We start from the raw sequence: 20,468 nt of genomic DNA on the forward strand, positions 1-20,468 counted from the left end.
ATTCCACTGCCCACCTCGTTTTCCTGTAGGGGGCAGAAGATCTTTGATCAACCCAAATTGCTCATCCGTGAGCTCAAAACGACCAGCCAAGGTGTATCTCCTAGAAGTTTCAAGGATCATACACCATTTTTAGGTATTCGTCAGACAGAACCTAGATGTTTTGGGTTAACTGAAGGGATTAGGTTAATCAATTCTCATGAATTATTGAACATTTGTTGAAGATTGAGCTCAGTACTTGGGAAGTTGCCATGATGTTAAAACACGCACTATTTCTATTTCCACTTTTTTTATTTCATTTCTCGTGTGACATGCAGGAGTCGTCGCGCCCATCAAACGTCGAACCTTTGGAATGGCTGGATGAAGGAGTATATCAAATAATTAATAGACACAGTCAACTGGCTCTAGATGTAGCGAGGATTAGTCGTGAAGATGGGGCAAACGTGTTGCAGTTCAAGCCAAAGTCATCTGATAATCAAAAGTTTAGAGTTACGCCTCTAAGTAACGGCTACTATTCCATTAGGCCTCTACATAGCAACAAATCAATTGAAGTTTATGAAGCGAGTCGTAGCGCTGGTGGGCAAGTTAGACAATGGTATTACCATGGAGCAGATCATCAGCAATGGGATATCAAAGCTCTGAAGGTGGCTACTTCACGATAGTATCAAAACTTAGTCAGATGGCCCTTGATGTTTGGGAATTTAGTATGGAGAACGACGGTGACATTAGGCAATGGCATTTCACCGGGAACGCGAACCAGCAGTGGCAATTCAAAAGAATTTCTCAGAGTGAAGAGGTTGGGGAGCCAAAGGAGTATCCTCTAGAAGGGGAAATCTTTGGTGTCCATGATCCAGTTATGATTAAAACTGATCTAGGATATTATGTCTTCTCTACAGGCGAAGGTATCCTGTCTCGACACTCAACGGACAAACAATCTTGGAATTTCTTGGGTCATCTTCTAAAGCCTTTGCCTCAGTGGGTCCTAGACAGATTTGGTGACATTCATATTTGGGCACCTGATGTAGCGAAGTTCGCGGGCCAATACCACCTGTATTACTCTGTTTCGGAGTTTGGAAAAAATAGGTCTTGCATAGGTCTGCTGATTAACGATTCGGAGGATCTAAGTCGCGGATGGAAGGATAGTGGCGAACCTGTGATATGTACCAGCCCTAGTGATGATTGGAATGCTATAGATGCGAATATTGCGTTTGACGAATATGGAACGCCATGGATGTCGATTGGAAGTTTTTGGAGTGGATTGAAGATACTAAGGCTCGACGGGGCCACTGGAATGCCAGCGGATCATGGTATCACAAGCATTGCGACAAGATTGACAAGTGGGCGCGCGATAGAAGCTCCCTTTATCCATTACAACAACGGTTACTATTATCTTTTCGTTTCCTTCGACTATTGTTGTAAGGGTGCTGACAGTACTTACCGAATTATGGTTGGTCGATCAAAAAATATTGATGGCCCCTACTATGATAAAAGTGGAAGGTCGATGCTGCAAGGAGGAGGATCATTGCTCTTGCAATCTGGTGACCGTTGGCGTGGGCCAGGTCACAATGCAATTTTTGCAGAAGGCGAGAGTACATATCTCGTTTTTCACGCTTACGATCGCGATGCGAATGGCCTTTTTTCTCTTAAAATTGCAGATATCATCTGGGATCAAGACGGTTGGCCGAAAACCATAAGCCTTGATTGATTTCACCTCTAGGTAGGAACAGGGGCTCCGGCCGCTGCCGGCCCCCCTGCCTCCGCCTTGCCCTCGATATGATTCACATAGTAGCGCTGCGTTGGGTAGGCGAAGTCGATGTCATCATGCTTGGCGAATGCGTCGAGGACACGCTTCCACACGCGCTCCTCCACAACACGCTTCTCCCTTACCCGACACAGAAACCTCAGCGTTAGCACCACTCCCGAATCTGCCACTGAAGTGAAAACCTTGGGTTCAAAATTGTCGAAAGACAGTCGCATGGTGCGTGCTGCTCTGTGAATCTGCCAGGATGCATCTGCATTCTCTTGACCAATCTCGACCTTCACGATGTCTTCGAGAATGGTTAGGCTTTTATGCCAGTTGCTTTCAAAGGTGACCATGATAGGCATTTCGGCAAAGATGTAGTCAAAGCCCGTATTATAATTCGCAATCATGTTTCGAAACACGAATGAGTTAGGAAAACTTAAAATCCGTCCCGTAGGTTGCTCGGCTTGGATCCAATTGCCAGTTTCGAGCATGGAAAACTGGAGTAGTTTGATGTCTGTGATATCGCCGCGGTTGCCATCGATTTCAATCCGGTCGCCAATCTTAAAGGGCCGGACGGTGAGCAAGTAGATCCAGCCAACCAAGCTTACAATTACGTCCTGCAATGCGATGGCGATGCCGGCCGATAGAAGGCCAAGGTAGGTGGAAAAGTCAGCGGTGGTGGCAATCCAAATCTTGAACAGAGCGGCAACGCACAGGATGCTAATACTTATTTGAATGTTTTTACGTACAGAATATTGTTTGTCTACGTCGAGATGATAGCGAATGCCAATGAAGGCCTCACCCAGTAGCTTCCCGGCAATGTATGCGAGGTACACATAAATTGATGCGACTACTTTTTCCATGGCATCATCAGGAACGGCGAAGAAACTGGCAACACTGGCTTGCCCGGACAGCCAGATCCCTAGAAGAGCGCCAAGGAGCAATAGTCTTAGGAGGGAGGGGATCACTTCAGTTGCCACTTCGGCAAGCTTTTTTGAGTTGATCTTTCCGCGAATATAACGTTTAAAGCCGAGTCGCACTCCGAGATAACAAAGGACGACGATGGTGCTAGTGATCAGGTTTTCAAGGGCTTCGGGGCTTATGTGAGAGATTTCAGAGATGGTCTTGAGCCAGGTCTTGTACATCGAAGGTATTCCTAGTAGCGTGTAGCAGAGAACAATTATTTTTTGAATGCAAACGGCACCTTGCACCCTTATTGATATCAACTTTAACAATCATGGGATTAAGTGTAACGTGTAATTTTCTTGGCTGATGTACAACACCCAACATGAGACGCTGGATGAAGAAAGAGAAAATGGTCATTGGCTGGCGAGAGTGGGTGCAGCTACCAGATCTCGGCATCAAATCGATTAAGGCGAAGATCGACACAGGTGCCAGAACTTCAAGTCTGCACGCCTTTGATGTGGAAACTTTTAAGCGGCGGGAAATTGAATATGTCCGCTTTAAGGTGCATCCCAAGCAGAAAGATTCGAAATTCACAGTCAAGTGCGAGGCTCGTATTCTAGAGTATCGTCTTGTCAAGAGTTCAACAGGACACTCGTCGGAGAGGCCTGTTATCATAACCGAAATCCACATGTTGGGCAAGGCATGGGACATTGAGTTAACTCTTGCGAATCGTGATGAGATGGGCTTTCGCATGCTACTTGGTCGAGAGGGTATGAGAGAGCGATTGATTGTCGATCCAGGCAAATCCTTTTACGGAGGCCAGCCTGTAAAAAAATCACTAAAAACAACCCGTGCAATAAAGAAGTAGCAAAAAGGAATGTCCTATGAAGCTAGCTATTTTATCCCGTGGCCCCAAGCTATACAGTACCAAACGCCTCAAGGAAGCAGCGCTTCAAAGAGGGCATGAGGTCCGAATTCTTGATACGCTGAAGTTTGCTATCGACTTGGAGCAAGGGGATCCGGATCTATACTACAAGCAAGAAATTTTGAGCCACTACGATGCGGTGCTGCCGCGGATCGGCTCATCGATCACTTACTACGGAACGGCTGTGGTCCGTCAATTTCAAGAGATGGATATCTTCTGTGCGAATACTGCTACAGCTATTGCAACCTCCCGCGATAAGCTGCGTAGTTTGCAGGTATTGAGCCGTCACGGCGTGGGAATCCCTAGAACCACTTTTGTTAAAGACAAACACGATGTCTTGCCAGCAATTGAGCGAGTTGGTGGAGCCCCGGTAATCATCAAACTCATTGAGGGAACGCAGGGAATCGGAGTTTTGCTTGCCGAAACTGAAAAAAATGCCATGGCTATTGTCGAGCTACTACAAAGCCAAAAGCAAAATGTACTGATTCAAAAATTTGTTGCAGAAAGCAAAGGTAAGGATGTCAGAGCTATCGTCGTTGGCGATCAAGTGGTAGCAGCGATGCGGCGCCGAGCTCAGGGTGCAGAATTTAGGAGCAATGTTCACCGTGGTGGTCTTACTGAGCAGGTGGAGCTAAGTGACGAGTACAAGGAAGCAGCAATTCGAGCGTCACAGATCCTAGGCCTACGTATTGCAGGTGTAGACATGCTCGAAGCGAATAATGGTCCGCAAATCCTTGAGGTCAACTCTTCCCCCGGTTTAGAGGGCATCGAAGGCTGTACCCAGCTAGACGTTGCTGGCGCCATTATCGAGTATATTTCAGCGCAAGTTGACTTTCCCGAGATCGATATCCGGCAGAGGCTTACGGTGAGTAAAGGCTATGGAGTTAGCGAGATCTATGTCCCAGAGGGGTCTGAATACATCGGGAAAACTATAGAAGAGACTCACCTGAAGGAAGAGAATATCAACGTCTTGACCCTTTACCATGGTCACAAAATCATACCCAACCCACGCTCAGATCGGGTTCTTCATGCTAGCGATCGACTCCTGTGTTTTGGCAAGCTAGAGGCCATGCGATCAATGGTACCACCAAAAACTAGGAAGAAGCGTAAGCCAAAAATTGGAGATTTGGATCTTGAGAGTGCAACTGTGATGAAGTCCATGGCCGAGCACAAGGAGCGGATGGAATCAGAAGAGCCTAAGTAAGCCAGGGAGGGCCCTTTTGGCCCTCGTTTATTCTATGGTGGCTTCAATCACGTCATAGGCAAAGGTTCCTGATGTCAAGCCTCGTGCTGTGGCAATAATTGTCTTTGTGCCAGCACTCATCTCCTCCCACTCTGTTTCAATGGATCGATTTTTCTCTATGACTCCGTCGGCCACAAACCAGCTGATGCGGAAGTTTTCATCGCTGCCTTTTTCATCAAGGCTTGCGACGAGGTCCACAGTTCCGCCTCCGATGGTACTATTTTCGCTAGGGCTGGTGATCTCGATGCTTGGTAGCCCGCTTACATTGGTAGGGCTTCCTCCCGCTGGATAAATCTTGATGCTACCCCTGACCCGTTCCTCTTCAGCCCCCTGAGAGAATATAAGTGCGTAGGCTATGTTTGCAGTTCCATCAAAGGTGGCAAAGTCCAAATCCCCAGCAAGTGGTAGGGTTGCATCTGCGGTGACAGTGTACAATCGCAGTTCAGACTTATCGTCTGGTGTAGGCAGGCTAATGTTGCTGAGGGCAAGCTGCAATTCATCTTCGAGGGTAACTTCGGCGACGCTAATGTCTTCCAAGACCGGCGTTGCTAGAATGAATGTTAGAGTGACCGTCATACCTGGCTCGTAATATGGACTATCTGTAGCAACACCGATCGCTCGCAGTTTATCAACTTTTTCGGGTGTGTTCTCGACTTCGCTACACGAGGCAAATACAGCCAAACTTAGCAGCAAGATATAGCGCAGACGGCTATGATAGTTTGATGAAGAAAATAATTTTTTCATAGGATAGCTCTCACTTCGATAAATGGAATCACAGGCAAGCCTGCGGTGTATTCTTTTTTGGTATAGTCATAGTTATATTGAATATTTGGTGACGACTTTCTAAACTGGTATTCTTCGAAGCCATATCGCAGCACAAGATCCCAGGACGTATATTCGAACGTTTGTTGGGCAAAGACTGATACGCTCGTTGTGTCGGGCACTCGTTCTGAATTGACCAGCTCTGGGTTCTCCTCAGGAAGGTAGGTGTCCACATTCGCTTGATACCAAACTGTGTCAATCGGCGTATACACATAGCCGGTCTGATGTTTAAAGCGTCCACCCAGCTGGAAGGTGGGACTTAGCTTGTAGTTGGCAACCAGATGCAGCACATGGGTCGAGTCGGTGTCACTGAAGATCTCTTTGGCTCCCTCGCCACGGATTTCCTTGGTTTCTGAGTAGGTATAGGATAGCCAACCAAATAGATCGGATCCATCGCCATACCGGAAAAACCACTCTAGTCCCTGGGAGTTTCGCGTGGTATCGGCAATAAAGCGATTCACGGGATCGTCGAGAATATCGTCATCCCATTCCTTGTAGAAGATCTGAAAATCGCTGGTCCAGTAGTTGGAAACGATCGACTCTAGACCAACAGAATAGTGGGTGGAGCGAATCCAACCAAGATTTTCGTTACCATAATCGGGGTCGAGTTGTTCGGGGCCTGGGGACTGAGAATAGCGCCCCACACCAAATTTTGCGGTCTGAGTATCCGTGAGGAAGACGCGGCCTACAAAGCGTGGGTCGACGCCACCTTTATCAATATTGGTTTGGCTGAACAGGCGGAAACTGGGAGTTAGAATGAAACGTCCTACACCAAACTCAAAGGAAGCCCAGGCGGCATCTTCCCGTTGGCTAGCATCCACATTAAGGGCGATTTTCGGTGCTGTTTCTGGGTCGGAAAATGGTCCCTGTTGGGTGGTGTCGGGAACCTGGGCATCAAGCACGAAGTCACGGTAGATGGTTTGCACACCAAGATATAGATTGATGCGATCCGCTAACTGAATCTGCGAGCGGATGGGAACAGTGATCGTGTTGACGTCGATATTAAAAAATATGTCGCCCACACTGAATTCCGTACCAGACGATGAAAAGTATGGGTCAACTTCAACATTGGCACTCCCGATGCTAGTTTGAATATCAAATCCAAAGAGATCGTAGCCATTGGCAAAGTTGAATTCAGACGTGCCGTCCGTTTCCTGGGACCGGTCGGTGAAGACTTTGACTTCAGCACCACTGCGGCTATGAACATAGCGGCTTTTGATGCTTATTTTATCGTCACCATAAAAATGCTGTAAATATGCGTCTTGGAAGTAGGGGAGTAGCACTGTCCCTTCGTCCAGCGGAGCCGCATTGACAAATGGCTCCAAGATCGACTTACGAGCGGACGCGATCATAGAGCTGTTCTGCCCGAGAGCCTGCTCGTGATAGGCGCTGACGTATATAGGAGTGTTGAGCCGGAACTCAGAATAAGGCTCCACAATGGCCTCGCCACGGGTTTCAAGTTTGATCACGCCCGCGGTGGAGTTGCCGTATTCGGAATCGAAGTTGCCAGGCACAAAAGTCAGAGTATCGATAGCCTTTGAAGGGATAACTGATGTTCCCGAAATTGGTTCGAAGAGGTTTGGGGCCTGTAGGTCGTCAATAAAGTAGAGAGTATCGTTCTTGTCGGAGCCGCGAATAGAAACTTCTGAATCCTGGGGGCGTGCTACCGTTCCCGGGAATAGCTTCGGAACCTGGGCAACGTCGCCGCTAGGAGCCACAAGTTCTGCTTCCTCGGCCCGAATCTCGATTTTAGAAACCTCTTCCGCCTCAGTTTTTTGCACCCGCGTGCCCGAAACTGACATGCGTTCCACTTCCGATTTCGTCTCTTGAGACTCAGTCTCCTCAGATTTGGCGGTTGTGTGATAGAGCGTAGCAACAAGGCAGACCAGAGGAATTGAGGGCGCTGTCAATGGATTTTTCATAATTTGCTCTCAAGGATTATACGTAACGAAAGCATTCTATCTCTATTGCTTTATCAATTCCAAGTTGTTTATGGTGCAGGCTGCGGTGTTCAGGCCTTCGGTGTCCACCGTTTGGTACGAGGGTTTCTTAAACGGCTTATCTAATTCCTTTCATGCTCACTTTATCTTTCCTGAATCTTGCTTCGTTTCTGTTCAATTGTGATCCCAGAGGGAATGAGCTATTTAAAGTTTAGACATTAGGAAAAAAGACTACAATGAGGGGAATCTCTTATGAAAACAGCACCAAGGCTACTTGGAGTTGCGGGCATTGCCATGCTTATTTTGGCCGTGCAATCCTGTGAGGGTGTCGAGGAGGGAGAGCAGGCCTATCACTTAGCACAGTCATGTTTTGCTATTCAGCCTGCCACAAATAACAATTTTTTGAATGCAGACTACCGCTTTGAAAATCTTGATGCAGGCAGCGGCAAGGTGGAAAAGTTTTTCGCGAAACCAGCGGCGTTAGGTAAGTTCTTACTTTCCGATCGTCAGGGCCGGGTTCTTAGTAGTCACCTTTTCGGGGTTAAAGCCAAGTCTGATCCTAGCAAGGCAGCCGAGTGGGAGATCCGTTCCGTTTCTGTCGACGATGATCGCTATGATGACTCCAATTTGGTTTCTATCCGCTCCATCAAAAAGAACATGAGACTAGTCGTTAAGGGGGACAAACTTAAAATCGTTCCCGAAGGTTCCTACAAACCCGAGGAGGCTGGATTCCGCCTGACTCCGTATCCTAGCTCAGATTGTCTGCCATATCCAGAGGCAGCGCTAGATGCCGTAGTCTCGGAGAAGTTTAATGAGAAAGTCAGCTCCAACAACCCTGTAAAAGGATTTGCCGACTTTCATTCTCACATTGCTTTCACGAAAACCTTGGGCACCGTAGCAATGTCTGGAGATACCTTTCACCCTTATGGTATCAAGCATGCCCTCAATCAATGCAACGAGCTGCACGGCGACGACGGTAGCCTTGACCTCTTGGAGAGTCAGTATAGTAGTGACGGTGGTGGTGGACATAAAACCTCTGGTTATCCTGAATTCGAATACTGGCCGAATCGACAAACGTTCACTCATATTACCGCATACTATATGTGGATGAAGCGTGCCTATCTCGGTGGTCTACGTATCCTCGTGACCAATGTCACAGGCAATCCTACCTACTGCCAGTTGCTTAGTGTGATCCATCTCGGCAAGGCTGAAGGCGACTGCAAAAGCGATGATAGCATCGCGCTACAAACCCAGTATATGTATGATATGCAAGACTACATCGATGCACAGGAAGGTGGCCCTGGCAAAGGCTGGTTTCGTATTGCCAAGTCTTCCGCAGAGGCACGGGCGATTATCAATGACAATAAATTAGCTGTTGTTCTAGGCACAGAATATGGCACTCTTTTCGACTGTCGCTACGACGAGGAGCAATGTGATCCGGATTATATCGAGCGCAAGCTAACTGAAATTCATGATCTGGGTATTCGCTCTGTATTTCCAATCCATCGCTTCGATAACGCCTTCGGTGGTACTCGCCCTCAAGGAGGTTCGGGAGGGGCTTGGATGCATCTTACAGGAAAGTTCAGCACTTCCATAATTGATAATATCCTAGATCTGGTTCGGCCTAGCAAGGTGCTGTTTAAGGAAATCAAGGGCAACTATTGGGATCTAGAGTCTTGTCCTGGGGACGTTCGTGGCACAACTGGTGTGAAGAGTATGAAGGACTTCATCGATCAGGACTTTAACTTTCTGATTGAAGCTATCTCTTCTGTACCTGTGATCGGCGGGCTTGCGGTGAAGTTTTTGGACTATAGTGTGATTTCCAAACTAGAACCTCTACCAGAGTACAAAAAGTTTAAAGATGGTACACCTGCTTGCAATCGCAAGCCCCTACAATCTGCTGGTCGGAATCTCATCGAAGGCATCATGAGTCGTGGTATGATTTTAGAGATCGATCATATGTCTTATCCTACCTTGCTTGATACCCTAGATTTGCTCGAAGAATATTCCTATTCAGGAGTTGTCTCATCCCATGGTTGGCTGGAAAATCGCGATGAGGTGCGGCAAAGAATCTTTGGCCTCGGCGGTATGATTGCCCCTTACAACAGTCGGCCTAGCAGGATTGCTGGTATCTTAGATCAGTTTTCCCAGGAACAACAAGATGCGGGCTTTCTAGGGGGTGTTGGCATTGGCACCGATATTCAGGGGATTGCCACCCAAGCCGAAGCTGATGATGACTTTGTCCTTCGGTATCCTTTCAAATCATGGGATCAGAAGGTCACCTTCACCCAACCGCAAACTGGCAATCGTAGCTTTAACTTCGCAAAAGAAGGTCTAGCTCACTATGGATTGCTACCGGAGTGGGTCGAGAATCTGCGACAGGTGGATGAGAAAACTGGTGGTCGAAGCCTTGATATTCTCATGAACTCGGCGGAGGCTTATCTACAAATGTGGGAGCGAGCTGAGCAAGGAATGTAGATTCAACTTTGAGCTGGCCCCCTTTGGGGGCCTCGGTCTAATATTGGGCTCTAAACTCTAGAAAGCTCGTTCGAAGTACATGTTGTTACTTAAATCTGACTTGCTTCCTGTTTCAGTATGGATTTTGCCCCAATTGGCAGCAGTTCCGTAGTGGTTTGTTAACTTTGCTCCCGCAAGGCGAACATGGATTTCGAAGTCGTCGCTGACTGGTGCGAAGAAGTCCATTGCTAAGCGGATCGTATGAATGTTAAAGCTTAGATCATCCTCGCCTGATTCGCTAAGGGAGTCAGCCTTGCCAAGGGTGATATTGTCCCATCGAGTGGCAAGGTAGCCATTAATTCGGATATAATCCAGTGAATCTGACATTTCAAGTTCATCAAGTCGGTCCTCAACTTCACCAGCGAAAGCTTGGGCTGCAGTTACAAAAACTAGGGTGGTAATAAGTTTCTTCATCGTTGCTCCTTCTACTTACCGATTTTTGAGCCGGACTTCGTGCAGCGAAGCTTGCAGCCATTACTTAAAGTTTGCTCAGGTTCAAGACACAATTTAAATTTGATGACGGATCCAGTTCGTCCACCGGTAGCTAACTTTGCAGCCTCATCTTGTGAGACTCCGCATTGCGTGGCCGCTGCTGCAATAAAGTCATCCTTAGCACCCCCAAAGGCAAATCCTGAGGATAAAAAAATGAAAAAGCTAAAATACGTTTCATATGACTACCTTCATTGATTAGACACAGTGCCTTCATTCATGTTCCCAGTGAAAGGATTAACAGCAGCAATTTTTGATGACGAACGAAATTAAGATATAGATGAGGCTATACCACGGATATTTTCAGATGTTTTAGCTATCAATTCTATGTGTTGCTTATGGGTTAGTATATCGAATCGAAGCTTCAGAGTTCAAATGAAATTGCGAACACTTCGACAGAAAAACAGCAGAGTCCTGGTTAGCTGAAGCTAACGACTAATAGATTCTATTGATGATGAATCATGAAAGTCACTATTTCTTAGTTAAAGTGTAAACACGGTCCCAGTCATCTGGTGGAGGGTTCTTCTTAAATTCTTCACAGCGTTCAATGTAGATTTCCGATGGGTTGGTCTTCTTGCCCTTCAGATCTGGATAGCGAAGCCACTCCATCTCTAATGATTGCTTAAAAACTGCTATGGCCTCGTCCCACTTCATATCTTTGTATAGCTGAAGCCCATGGTGAAAGGTGTCCTTGAGTTTTACAAGGCCTGGGGGAGTCATGCCTTTGATGCCTAGCAAATCATAGGTAGTCACTGGCTCTTTCTTGCCAACAACGCGGATGGTATCAAGCTCACGCATCTCAAATTTATCGTCGGTAAGATCTTTTGTGAACTGTGATACCTGAGTGAATATCCCATATTGCTTGGCAGCTTCTTCAAGCCGTGCAGCGAGGTTCACGGAGTCTCCCATCATAGTGTAGTTCATTCGGTCACGTGAACCCATATTGCCAGTTACTATTTCACCACTATTGATACCGATACGCATCCTCATATCTTTTACGATTTGAGGCCATTTATCCCCTTCATCAGTCCATTTCTTGCGAAGCTGTAAAAGGGTATACTGCATCTTTACGGCCACAGTACAAGCCCGAACGGCGTGATCTTCAAGTGGCATGGGAGCACCAAAGAAGGCGATGATTGCATCACCCTCGTATTTATCAAGGGTCCCTTTTTCTTCTAAGAGAATATCAGTCATAGCAGTGAGGTATTCGTTGAGCAGCTCAACCAGCTGGGTTGCCGTCAACTTCTCAGAAAACGACGAGAATCCCTGAATATCGGTAAAGTAGGCTGTGAGAATTCCAGAGTTTCCACCAAGTTTGGGAGGTTCGCCGGTGTTATACATATCTTCAATGAGTTCTGGAGAAATGTAGCTGCCGAAGGCGCTCTTCAGAAACTGTTTATCCTTCTCCTCTGAAATATATTTGAAAATATTAGTCAGAAGAAACATAGATAGGATCTGGGTGCAGGGCACGGCGAGGTAGGCCCAAATACCCTTTTCAAACCAGAAAAAATAGTCAACAGCCCAGAAGCCGCCAAGGAAGACCAATAGCGCTAGCCCAGAGGTGATCGCGTGGCCCCAAATTAGAATTGGAGAAAAGAAGAGCCCGATTCCCAAAATAATCATAAACTCAGTCTCGATCATAGTTGCGGGTCGGCGAAGAAAGCGGCGGCGAACGATGTTGTCGATAGCAGCAGCGTGATTTTCAACACCATCGATGGCAGGATCAAAAGGGTTGGGGCGAATATCGTTGATGCCAGTCGCAGTAGCTCCAAGAAGTAGGATGGAACCTTTTAGAGCCTCCCGTTCTTCATTAGAGAAGCTATCGTCATAGGCGTCCGCTAAGCTGAAATGCTGAAAGCCTTGGGAGGGGCCTCGGTGCTGGATTAAAAGCCTGCCGTAGCCGGCTGGGTCAATGGGGATCTCAATCGCTTGTTCTTCGTCCTCACGATTTACCAGTACGATTCCTTCAATGGCCGCCTCGTTAAAAAAGACGAAAATCTCGCTATTGAGAAATTCAGCAGCACCTTTTAAAGCCAGAGATGGCATTAAATTGCCATCAACTTTGGCAGCTAGAGTTACCCAGCGGTTGATAGCGTCATCGTCGGCGTCGTTACTGAAGAATGCAAAGTGCTCTGACGAGTTTAAATAGATAGGGGTGTTTGATACCACTCCATAGGCTTTCGGAAGGTTGTAGTCCTTTAATTCGCGGCCCTCGGGCATATCTACTGCTTCAATAGCAGAACTAAGCATAAGATCAAGGTCGCGAAACGGCTCGCGATGCCCTGCTGTCCGCTCGAATTCAGCTTTGTCGCCAAAATAGAAGTAACCCAGAATGATGTTTTCAAACTCTTTGATGGCTCGGGCGAATTTGATATCGCTAGGTGAATTTTCAGTCATTCGATCCATAGCCTTAATACGTGCCTTGTAGTTCGTTCGATTGATGGTGCGGTATAGAGGCTGAGAATCGGTGAGAAGCGTTTGTTCTTTTTCTGCCCAAACAACATCAAAGCCAATCCATTTGACCCCTATCTTCTTAAGATTGGCAAATGCCTGGGAATAGAATTTTCGAGAAAAGGGCCAACGACCAAATTTTGAGAGTGAGCGTTCATCGATAGCCAAAATACCCACCTTGGTCTCGGTTTCGTCGACGCCCCGACTGCGGAGCTTCCAGTCCAGAATCTTACTTTCTACGGAGTATACAAGATCGCTGTTTCGATAGTGCTCATACTGAGATCGAAAATGATGGAAAAGAACCACGCATGCCATTGCCGTGATTGAAATGCAGATTGTGATAGGTGGCCAGTTTTTCTTAAGATTGTGGAGCGTTTTTTTAATCATACCAAACCATTGCTGAATCAGTGTACTTGCATGGTTTTCGGCAGTTTGTTGATGAATATAAGGAAAAGTCCCCGCGATGCGCGGGGGGGTGTTAGAATGCTAGGCGTAGTTCGGCATAAGTTGTTTTTACTGTTCCTTTGGCGTCGCCAGTTAGTTCTGTTGGCTCGCCCGAGAACTCGCCACGGGAGTATTTATCATCTACCATCATATGAGCGACTCGAAGCTTAAGTCCCGTGGTCAGGGGTTGGTTCCAAAAGATGTGGCTGGCGGTCCCGCGGGTTGAGTGGAATCCCACAGGGTCCCAAGCGAGGCCATTGAAAAACTGATAGTACTGGTCTGAGCTGAGGTATTCGACGCCAAAAATTGGGTTCTTTAAAGCTGAGAGTGGTAGTTTATATGCTGCTGCAAGGAGTATGGCTGAACCGTTTTTCTCTTCCCCAGCAGTGTTTGCCATGAATCCAGATCCCTTGTTTCCACGGGATTTTGTTGAAACATGAGTCAGGGCCAAACTAGCACCTGAGCCCACAATATCAGAAAATTCAAGATAGTTAACCCAGCTAATGTAGTTGATGGACAGAGGAGAAGAAATCTCGACTTCTTCGACCGCTCCGGGAATTGGTGATGCTCCGGTGTTTGGCAGATCTCTACTGAAATCATCCACAAGCAGCTTGTTAATGATAAAGTACTGGCTAGCGAAGTTGAAGTATCGTGTAAAGCCTAGGTCGGGACTGCTGTACTCAAGCATAAAGGTGAGTAGCTCATTATCCGTTCTGATTCGATCTCCTGCTAGTGTCCATTCTGGTTGGTAGCTATATCCAGAAGAGCCGCGATTGGCTTTGACTGCAGAAAGAGGGTGATAGAGGCCACGAATTGAGAAACCTCCAATGCTATATGTAAGAGCATAACCATCCAAGTTTGAAGCGTAGGCAAGCCTCGGGTAAGTACCACGAGGGGATTCTCCTAGAACGATATGTGTGGGGCCACCCTCAATAGTCGGCAAGCGCCCTACCGATAGGGACAGGGAGTTAAGAATCTTCCAATTAAAATAGGCGCGCTCTAGATGAATCTGAGTTCCAGCAAATGTTCTTGCGTTCTGATCAGCTGATTGGTTTGGTGCATCTTGAAGCAGAATAAAGTTGTTTTGTAATTTAGAAGCAGTCATCCGTCCGTAGAACGTCAGAGTTTCACTGATCTCAGCAGTCATGTTTAGGGAAAATAGAGAGCGATGAACGTTGAAGCTTTTACCTTTATATACAGTATTTGCATCAACGATTGAGCCGGTTGAGAAATCGATAGTATTCTTAGATTGAGTAATATAGGGATCGTAGATGTGATCCGCACGTGTGACGAACTCCCCAGAAAACCTAACGGTATTTAATAAAGCATTCATCTCTAGCTCATCGACTCGATCCTCGATCGATGAAGAAAGTGCCAATGAGGGCGCAAGCAGTGCTAACGCGAGTAGTTGATTCTTCATGATACAAATATCCTTTAATTAGATTATTTACCGATTTTTGATCCAGATTTTGTACATCGAAGTTTACAGCCGTTGCTAAGGGTTTGCTCAGGCTCAAGACAAAGCTTAAACTTGATCACAGACCCTGTTCGACCACCAGTTGCAAGCTTTGCTGCTTCGTCCTTAGATACACCACACTGTTTTTCTGCAGCCGCAATGAAATCGTCCTTAGCACCCGCCAAGGCACTTGATGAAGCGGCGACAAGAAAGCTCAATAAGAGAACTCTCATAGTCTGTCTCCCAAAATTTTAACTGCAAGTAAGATTAGCCATCATGATAGTCAAAAAGATGCCAAGATCAAAAGCTTTTTTGCTGTCTTTTAAAAAAATAGGTCGAGCTAGGTTTGAGCAAAGGAGTGATTTACATGAAAATAGGGAGAGCTGGAGAGGCTCTCATACTGCTTAAGAAAGGATGATCATTCCATGGCGCCGACCTTTGATTTGAGCGCTGCGCAAGCCTTTAAAAGCTTTCTGAACTAAAGGTCTTTGTATAGCAACATAACTTTGGAAGGGGAAAATCTTAATCTTACCAATGGCATCCTTAGGAACACCCGCGCCTTGAATGAGAGCACCTAATATATCTCCAGGTCTCATCTTCTGTTTCTTGCCTGATGCGATGCGAATACATGCCATCGGTGGCTTAGGAAGTGTAGAGCTTGAAGCTATTGCTGGAACTGTTTGGAGTGGTAGTTGCTGCTTCATTTCCTCTTGTACAGCTTGCCAACGGCCTGTCTCTCTTGGTCTCACGATGCTTATGGCTAAACCTTCTGCGTCTGCGCGTCCTGTGCGGCCAATGCGATGAATATGAACCTTGGGATCTCGGCTTAATTCAAAGTTGATGACGGCTGGCAGTTGGCTCACATCAATGCCTCTTGCAGCTACGTCGGTGGCAATGAGAAAAGATAAACTCTCTTGGCTGAACATAGTGAGAATTTCATCACGCTGTCTCTGCTCGAAATCGCCATGAATCGCTTCGGCGCTCAGCCCCTTTTTTTTCAAGCTCTTGGCAAGGTCTTCACATTGCACTTTTGTTTGGCAAAAAATAATAGCGCGACTGATAGCATGCTTGCTAATAATGGGTAACATGCTATAGAAATCTTCTGTTGCCTTACACTGATAGAAAACTTGCTTGATCTTTGGAGCTGCGTTGTTACTTTCTGCTTCGATACGCACGGGGTTTGACAGAATCTTCTGACTAAGTTCTAAGATATTATCCGGGAAGGTTGCTGAGAATAGTAAGGTCTGCCGTTTGGTAGGAAGCTGCTGGACAATGCATTCAACACTTTCGATAAAGCCCATATCGAGCATACGGTCGGCTTCGTCTAAGACCAGGGTATTCACGTTCCTAAGATCGAGACTTCTCTTCCTTAAGTGATCGGCGATACGTCCTGGGGTACCCACCACAATATGTGCACCGTGAGCGAGCGAACGAAGCTGAGGACCAATGGGAATACCGCCGGTAAGGGTGAGCACTTTTATGTTGGGCATGCGTCGTGCGAGCCTGCGAAGTTCAGTCGCGATTTGGTCTGCAAGCTCCCTCGTAGGACACAGGACTATGGATTGAGGTCTTGAGACGGATGGCCTCAACTTTCGAGCAAGGCAGATTCCAAATGCTGCAGTTTTCCCGCTTCCCGTCTTACCTTTGGCGAGTAAGTCTTGGCCAGCAAGAGCCAATGGTAAAGCCTGACTTTGAATCGGCGTCATCGTGTGGTAGCCGAGACTTTTTAAGTTATCTAAAAAGTCAGAGGCAAGGTCGAGGCTAGAGAAATTCTGGGAACTCATCGGTATATCCTACAGCATGTGCAAAAATGACATAAAATAGGGGATTCCTACTAGGATGTCAATTCCAATCGACTGGTTTGCAGAGAAAGGGTAATTCCCTGGGAGCCTGTCGAAAAAACACCTTAAATAACAGATCGTTTCGCGCTAGCTTAGGAGGCGTTTTGTTCTAGTTGAACAAAGCGAGCTATGAGCGTAGCGACTGAAACTGAGACTCTGAGGAGGTAGATCATCCGTGGCTAGTAAAGACATCCAGGAGCGATATGAGTGGGGGCATCGAACGATCGTTGAGGTCGCCGAGATTGCTCGTTCTCACTTTTCACAGAAAGGTTTGATCGTTGAAACCAAGGCAGATGAAAGCCCGGTGACGATCGCCGATCGAGCCGTTGAGGAAGCCTTCCGCAAGGCTGTTCAGCAAGATTTTCCCGAAGACGGTATTTTGGGTGAAGAATACGATTCGAAAGACGAAGAGAATGGCTTTCGCTGGGTCATCGATCCAATCGATGGAACATACTCATTTATTCACGGAGTTCCTCTGTGGGGCACGCTCTTGGCATTAGAGTTCGAGGGTAGTGTTGTTGCCGGCTGGGCCTACATGCCTGAGCTTGGGGAGTTGGTGTCAGCGGCAAAGGGCCAAGGAGCCCAATGGCTCAGAGGGTACGATAGCCAGAGACAGGCCTTTTCGGTAGCTGACCAGGTCACCGTAAGCAGAGATAAAACATCCCTTAAAGATGCCTTGTTTTGCCACTCATCGAGCGACTATTTTAGGGAGGCTGATCAATACCTCTTGCTACAAGCTTTAGAAACAGAAGTGTCAGGCAATCGTTGTTGGAGCGATTGCTACGCAATGGTCTTGTTAGCTACAGGTCGAGTTGATCTTGTGGTGGAGCCAGCACTCCAGTATTGGGATTACGCACCGTTTCTGATTATCGTTCCAGAGGCTGGTGGGGTGATTAAAGATTTCGCGGGACAATCTCCCGAGGGCAAGACGAATCTGGTTATAGCCTCAAAAGAGCTTTATCCTGAGGCTGCAAAGTTTGTCACCGAACATATGACCAACGAGGCGTGAAGATGGAGAGTGGCTGAGCCACTCTCCCGATGGGATTTCGTGTAGGATTATAAGGATGGTTTCTGTCCAGCTGATTGGATTAGAATCGTTTGGTTTCCTGCCGATTGCTTGGCTTCGTTTGGTGTCCATCCAGGTTTTGGTTAGCTTATTTCCAAAACCATATGTTAACGGCAAAAGAGTGTATCCCTCTTGAATGAAAATTCATAATTTTTCTAATTTATTGATATTCTAACTTTTTCCAGGCTACCCGGACTTGGTTTTAATAAGCCCCCGTCCCCCGGGCAACGACCGTAATTGTCTTTAGAATCAGCTTCAAGTCTAGAGAAATACTTTGTTTGTTTACGTATTCTAGGTCGAGTTCCATCCAGCTTTCGAAGCTTAGGTTGCTGCGTCCAGATGTCTGCCAGATGCAGGTTAGCCCTTGGGGGACCTTAAGCCTTTGAAAGTAAGCCGTATTCCATTTCTTCACTTCGTCCACCAAAGCAGGCCTTGGGCCTACCAGACTCATGTCGCCTTTCAAAACGTTCCATAGCTGAGGCAGCTCGTCTAGGCTATGGCGCCTAATAAATCGTCCAATCGGGGTCACCCGAGGATCGTGCTTCATCTTAAACGCTGGGCCCGAAACTTCATTCTGGGCCATAAGCTGTGCTTTGATTCCATCGGCATTGATATACATGCTTCGCAGTTTATAGAGGCGAAAAATCTTGCCCCCTTCGCCAACGCGATCCTGTGAATAGAAAATGGGGCCTCGCGAACTTAACTTGATCAGAACGCCAAGGATCACTAGAACCGGAAGGCATAAGATCAAGCCGCACAGTGCCCCCATGAAGTCGAGGCCTCGCTTGCGTCGCGTGCCGTGACCCATCTTTTTCTCTTTGACTAAGCGAAGAGGTGGATGGGATCTTCGGAGCTGACCGCTTTCATGCATCCGATCCATGAGGAGTTCGATAACAAGCTTAGTTTGACCGTGCTGTGACTGATTCATGAACTAGTGCTCAAAATAGCAGACGAGCGACGATCCTTCCTGGGAAACGTGGTCTGGTTTGCGTTACGAAGCCCTCGTCCTGTGGGTCTTTTGCTAAAGTGACATGGTTATATCTAATTTTTGACATGTAGGTCAATATGAAATAATTTAGAAGTATTATTAGCAGGATAGGGTGCCTATTGTAAGTGCCCAATATCAGGAGCGAGGACACAAAATATCCTAAAATCTTCTCCGGCCTTCTACTTTTCATAGTAAATTTCAGGCTCTAATCTGTGGAAAACAGGACAAAATTTAAGACATCTTTAGCAACGGCTGCCAGGCTCCGTGAAGTACCTTAGAACAAACGGAGGCTTTAATTATGAAATCAATCAAGCAATTCTTTGTCCTTGCACCCCTTTTGTCCCTAGAGTTTTCCTGTGGCATTGTCGAGGAGCTTCAAGAGGAAGAAGGGTCGGTCCTGTTAGAGACAACAGAAATAAGCGCGGATGTAAGCCTTACTTTGCCGGAAGAGTCCTATGACTATGCCTTCACTTTTGGAGGGATGAGACTTGCCGAGCAAGATAATACACCAAGTGATAATCCCATCACCGATGCTGGTGCAACTTTAGGGCGCGTGCTTTTTTACGATACCTTACTTTCGCTAAATGAAACTGTTTCCTGTGGCACCTGCCATATTCAGAGCTTGGGTTTTGCAGATAACCTTGCGTTAAGCGTTGGTTTCGATGGCGAGCTTACAGGTCGAAACTCTATGGGATTAGCCAATGCGAGGTTTTATGAGAATGGAAAGTTCTTCTGGGATGAGCGAGCTGATAGCTTAGAAGAACAAGTATTGATGCCCATTCAAGACAGCAAAGAGATGGGGCTTAGCATCGATGAGGCTGTGTTACGAGTTTCGGAGGCTTCCTATTATGCTTCACTCTTCGAAGCTGCTTTTGGAGATTCGACTGTAACAGAGGAGCGGATGAGCTATGCCTTGGCTCAGTTTGTCCGAAGTATTGCAGGCTTTCCTGCCGAAGCTCTCACTGATCGACGGGCGACTGGTGACCTTGACTCCGAAGTCCTAGCTGGAAAAAGACTTTTCTTTTCTCGCGAAGCAAGTTGTGGGCGTTGCCATGGTGGAGCCTCTCTAACAACCGATCAAGCGCGAGATAATGGGCTCGAAATCTTCGATGATTTAGGTGTCTTTACTGCTACCGGAGATAGTGATGACATTGGAGAATTCAAAGTTCCTTCACTAGTGAACATCGGGCTTACTGCTCCTTACATGCACGATGGCCGGTTTGAAACCCTTCGCGAAGTGGTGGAGCATTATAGCAGTGGAATTCAAGAGAACGACAACCTAAGCAACCGCATTGCTGAGAACTTGACCCTCAGTGATGGTGAGAGCGATAGCCTTGTGGCCTACCTAGAAAGCTTGACCAATACAAACCTGACCACGAACCCAAAGTGGTCCGATCCGTTTGTGCGACAGTAAGTACTCATTCCCTCTTTTAGAAGCCCCTCTTAAGTCATTTTAGATGACTTAAGAGGGGCTTCTGTTCATAGGTAACATAGTGGCTCAGACTTTCACCATGCCTATCTGGGAGTTCTTAAAAATATTCGAATTTTTTAGGGTTTAGGTGTTGACGAGTTGGGGGCAAGTCCGTATAAGTCTTCCTCACGCCACTGATGAGGAGTTAACAACAACTCACAGCAAACG

At 46.8% G+C, this 20,468-nt stretch carries 16 protein-coding genes; 7 read left to right on the forward strand and 9 right to left on the reverse strand.

Going from position 1 to position 20,468, the window contains the following annotated elements:
• The first annotated feature begins 248 nt into the window (after positions 1 to 248).
• Both B9N89_RS30300 and B9N89_RS30305 read left to right on the forward strand, forming a co-directional pair.
• Positions 249 to 659 (forward strand): RICIN domain-containing protein, encoded by a 411-nt coding sequence (locus tag B9N89_RS30300; protein ID WP_132326254.1) that lies wholly within the window; start codon positions 249 to 251, stop codon positions 657 to 659.
• The gene (locus tag B9N89_RS30305; RefSeq protein WP_200820823.1) at positions 620 to 1,702 is read left to right on the forward strand and encodes a family 43 glycosylhydrolase; all 1,083 of its coding nucleotides are present in this window, start codon (positions 620 to 622) and stop codon (positions 1,700 to 1,702) included. The genes B9N89_RS30300 and B9N89_RS30305 overlap by 40 nt, the downstream gene beginning before the upstream one ends.
• An 8-nt stretch (positions 1,703 to 1,710) precedes the next feature.
• Here the strand turns inward: B9N89_RS30305 and B9N89_RS30310 are convergent, their stop codons facing one another.
• Positions 1,711 to 2,886 carry a mechanosensitive ion channel family protein gene (locus tag B9N89_RS30310; RefSeq protein WP_132326252.1) on the reverse strand — a complete coding sequence of 392 codons (1,176 nt, stop codon included), beginning with the start codon at positions 2,884 to 2,886 and terminating at the stop codon, positions 1,711 to 1,713.
• Between the two features lie 155 nt (positions 2,887 to 3,041).
• On the opposite strand from B9N89_RS30310, the gene B9N89_RS30315 reads away from it, so the two are divergent.
• Positions 3,042 to 3,515, forward strand: a complete 474-nt coding sequence (locus B9N89_RS30315; protein WP_132326250.1) for an ATP-dependent zinc protease family protein — start codon at positions 3,042 to 3,044, stop codon at positions 3,513 to 3,515.
• 16 nt (positions 3,516 to 3,531) lie between these two features.
• Positions 3,532 to 4,776: a 30S ribosomal protein S6--L-glutamate ligase gene (rimK, locus tag B9N89_RS30320; protein WP_132326248.1), complete on the forward strand. Its 1,245-nt coding sequence runs from the start codon at positions 3,532 to 3,534 to the stop codon at positions 4,774 to 4,776.
• A gap of 27 nt (positions 4,777 to 4,803) precedes the next feature.
• Here the strand turns inward: rimK and B9N89_RS30325 are convergent, their stop codons facing one another.
• On the reverse strand, positions 4,804 to 5,559 hold the full coding sequence (locus B9N89_RS30325; protein ID WP_132326246.1) for a hypothetical protein: 756 nt from the start codon (positions 5,557 to 5,559) through the stop codon (positions 4,804 to 4,806).
• Entirely contained in the window at positions 5,556 to 7,559 is a 2,004-nt protein-coding gene (locus B9N89_RS30330) for a TonB-dependent receptor plug domain-containing protein (RefSeq protein WP_132326244.1), read from the reverse strand. Before B9N89_RS30330 ends, B9N89_RS30325 begins: the two co-directional genes overlap by 4 nt.
• A gap of 270 nt (positions 7,560 to 7,829) precedes the next feature.
• Between B9N89_RS30330 and B9N89_RS30335 the strand changes: the two genes are divergently transcribed.
• The gene (locus B9N89_RS30335) at positions 7,830 to 10,055 is read left to right on the forward strand and encodes an amidohydrolase family protein (RefSeq protein WP_132326242.1); all 2,226 of its coding nucleotides are present in this window, start codon (positions 7,830 to 7,832) and stop codon (positions 10,053 to 10,055) included.
• 57 nt (positions 10,056 to 10,112) lie between these two features.
• Here the strand turns inward: B9N89_RS30335 and B9N89_RS30340 are convergent, their stop codons facing one another.
• The 5 genes from B9N89_RS30340 to dbpA all read right to left on the reverse strand — a co-directional run bounded on the left by B9N89_RS30340 (position 10,113) and on the right by dbpA (position 16,718).
• Positions 10,113 to 10,508: a hypothetical protein gene (locus B9N89_RS30340; RefSeq protein ID WP_132326240.1), complete on the reverse strand. Its 396-nt coding sequence runs from the start codon at positions 10,506 to 10,508 to the stop codon at positions 10,113 to 10,115.
• Positions 10,509 to 11,054: 546 nt separating this feature from the next.
• The gene (locus B9N89_RS30345; protein WP_132326238.1) at positions 11,055 to 13,421 is read right to left on the reverse strand and encodes an adenylate/guanylate cyclase domain-containing protein; all 2,367 of its coding nucleotides are present in this window, start codon (positions 13,419 to 13,421) and stop codon (positions 11,055 to 11,057) included.
• A gap of 91 nt (positions 13,422 to 13,512) precedes the next feature.
• The gene (locus tag B9N89_RS30350) at positions 13,513 to 14,898 is read right to left on the reverse strand and encodes a DUF3373 family protein (protein ID WP_132326236.1); all 1,386 of its coding nucleotides are present in this window, start codon (positions 14,896 to 14,898) and stop codon (positions 13,513 to 13,515) included.
• Positions 14,899 to 14,921: 23 nt separating this feature from the next.
• Complete coding sequence (locus B9N89_RS30355; protein WP_132326234.1) at positions 14,922 to 15,167, reverse strand: hypothetical protein; 246 nt, start codon at positions 15,165 to 15,167, stop codon at positions 14,922 to 14,924.
• A gap of 171 nt (positions 15,168 to 15,338) precedes the next feature.
• Complete coding sequence (dbpA, locus tag B9N89_RS30360; protein WP_132326232.1) at positions 15,339 to 16,718, reverse strand: ATP-dependent RNA helicase DbpA; 1,380 nt, start codon at positions 16,716 to 16,718, stop codon at positions 15,339 to 15,341.
• Between the two features lie 232 nt (positions 16,719 to 16,950).
• On the opposite strand from dbpA, the gene B9N89_RS30365 reads away from it, so the two are divergent.
• Positions 16,951 to 17,784 (forward strand): inositol monophosphatase family protein, encoded by an 834-nt coding sequence (locus B9N89_RS30365; RefSeq protein ID WP_132326230.1) that lies wholly within the window; start codon positions 16,951 to 16,953, stop codon positions 17,782 to 17,784.
• Positions 17,785 to 18,043: 259 nt separating this feature from the next.
• On the opposite strand, the gene B9N89_RS30370 is transcribed toward B9N89_RS30365, so the two are convergent.
• Entirely contained in the window at positions 18,044 to 18,769 is a 726-nt protein-coding gene (locus B9N89_RS30370; protein WP_200820824.1) for a sugar transferase, read from the reverse strand.
• Positions 18,770 to 19,127: 358 nt separating this feature from the next.
• Here B9N89_RS30370 and B9N89_RS30375 point away from each other — a divergent pair, with 358 nt between their 5' ends.
• Complete coding sequence (locus tag B9N89_RS30375) at positions 19,128 to 20,243, forward strand: cytochrome-c peroxidase (protein WP_132326228.1); 1,116 nt, start codon at positions 19,128 to 19,130, stop codon at positions 20,241 to 20,243.
• Positions 20,244 to 20,468: the final 225 nt, after the last annotated feature.

The sequence above is a fragment of the Pseudobacteriovorax antillogorgiicola genome (assembly GCF_900177345.1).
Lineage (GTDB): Bacteria > Bdellovibrionota_B > Oligoflexia > Oligoflexales > Oligoflexaceae > Pseudobacteriovorax > Pseudobacteriovorax antillogorgiicola.

Excerpts from the sequence above, each read along its gene's own strand:
- B9N89_RS30300 (WP_132326254.1), top strand. The coding sequence starts at position 249 with ATGATGTTAAAACACGCACTATTTCTATTTCCACTTTTTTTATTTCAT.
- B9N89_RS30305 (WP_200820823.1), top strand. The coding sequence starts at position 620 with ATGGGATATCAAAGCTCTGAAGGTGGCTACTTCACGATAGTATCAAAA.
- B9N89_RS30310 (WP_132326252.1), bottom strand. The coding sequence starts at position 2,886 with ATGTACAAGACCTGGCTCAAGACCATCTCTGAAATCTCTCACATAAGC.
- B9N89_RS30315 (WP_132326250.1), top strand. The coding sequence starts at position 3,042 with ATGAAGAAAGAGAAAATGGTCATTGGCTGGCGAGAGTGGGTGCAGCTA.
- rimK (WP_132326248.1), top strand. The coding sequence starts at position 3,532 with ATGAAGCTAGCTATTTTATCCCGTGGCCCCAAGCTATACAGTACCAAA.
- B9N89_RS30325 (WP_132326246.1), bottom strand. The coding sequence starts at position 5,559 with ATGAAAAAATTATTTTCTTCATCAAACTATCATAGCCGTCTGCGCTAT.
- B9N89_RS30330 (WP_132326244.1), bottom strand. The coding sequence starts at position 7,559 with ATGAAAAATCCATTGACAGCGCCCTCAATTCCTCTGGTCTGCCTTGTT.
- B9N89_RS30335 (WP_132326242.1), top strand. The coding sequence starts at position 7,830 with ATGAAAACAGCACCAAGGCTACTTGGAGTTGCGGGCATTGCCATGCTT.
- B9N89_RS30340 (WP_132326240.1), bottom strand. The coding sequence starts at position 10,508 with ATGAAGAAACTTATTACCACCCTAGTTTTTGTAACTGCAGCCCAAGCT.
- B9N89_RS30345 (WP_132326238.1), bottom strand. The coding sequence starts at position 13,421 with ATGATTAAAAAAACGCTCCACAATCTTAAGAAAAACTGGCCACCTATC.
- B9N89_RS30350 (WP_132326236.1), bottom strand. The coding sequence starts at position 14,898 with ATGAAGAATCAACTACTCGCGTTAGCACTGCTTGCGCCCTCATTGGCA.
- B9N89_RS30355 (WP_132326234.1), bottom strand. The coding sequence starts at position 15,167 with ATGAGAGTTCTCTTATTGAGCTTTCTTGTCGCCGCTTCATCAAGTGCC.
- dbpA (WP_132326232.1), bottom strand. The coding sequence starts at position 16,718 with ATGAGTTCCCAGAATTTCTCTAGCCTCGACCTTGCCTCTGACTTTTTA.
- B9N89_RS30370 (WP_200820824.1), bottom strand. The coding sequence starts at position 18,769 with ATGAATCAGTCACAGCACGGTCAAACTAAGCTTGTTATCGAACTCCTC.
- B9N89_RS30375 (WP_132326228.1), top strand. The coding sequence starts at position 19,128 with ATGAAATCAATCAAGCAATTCTTTGTCCTTGCACCCCTTTTGTCCCTA.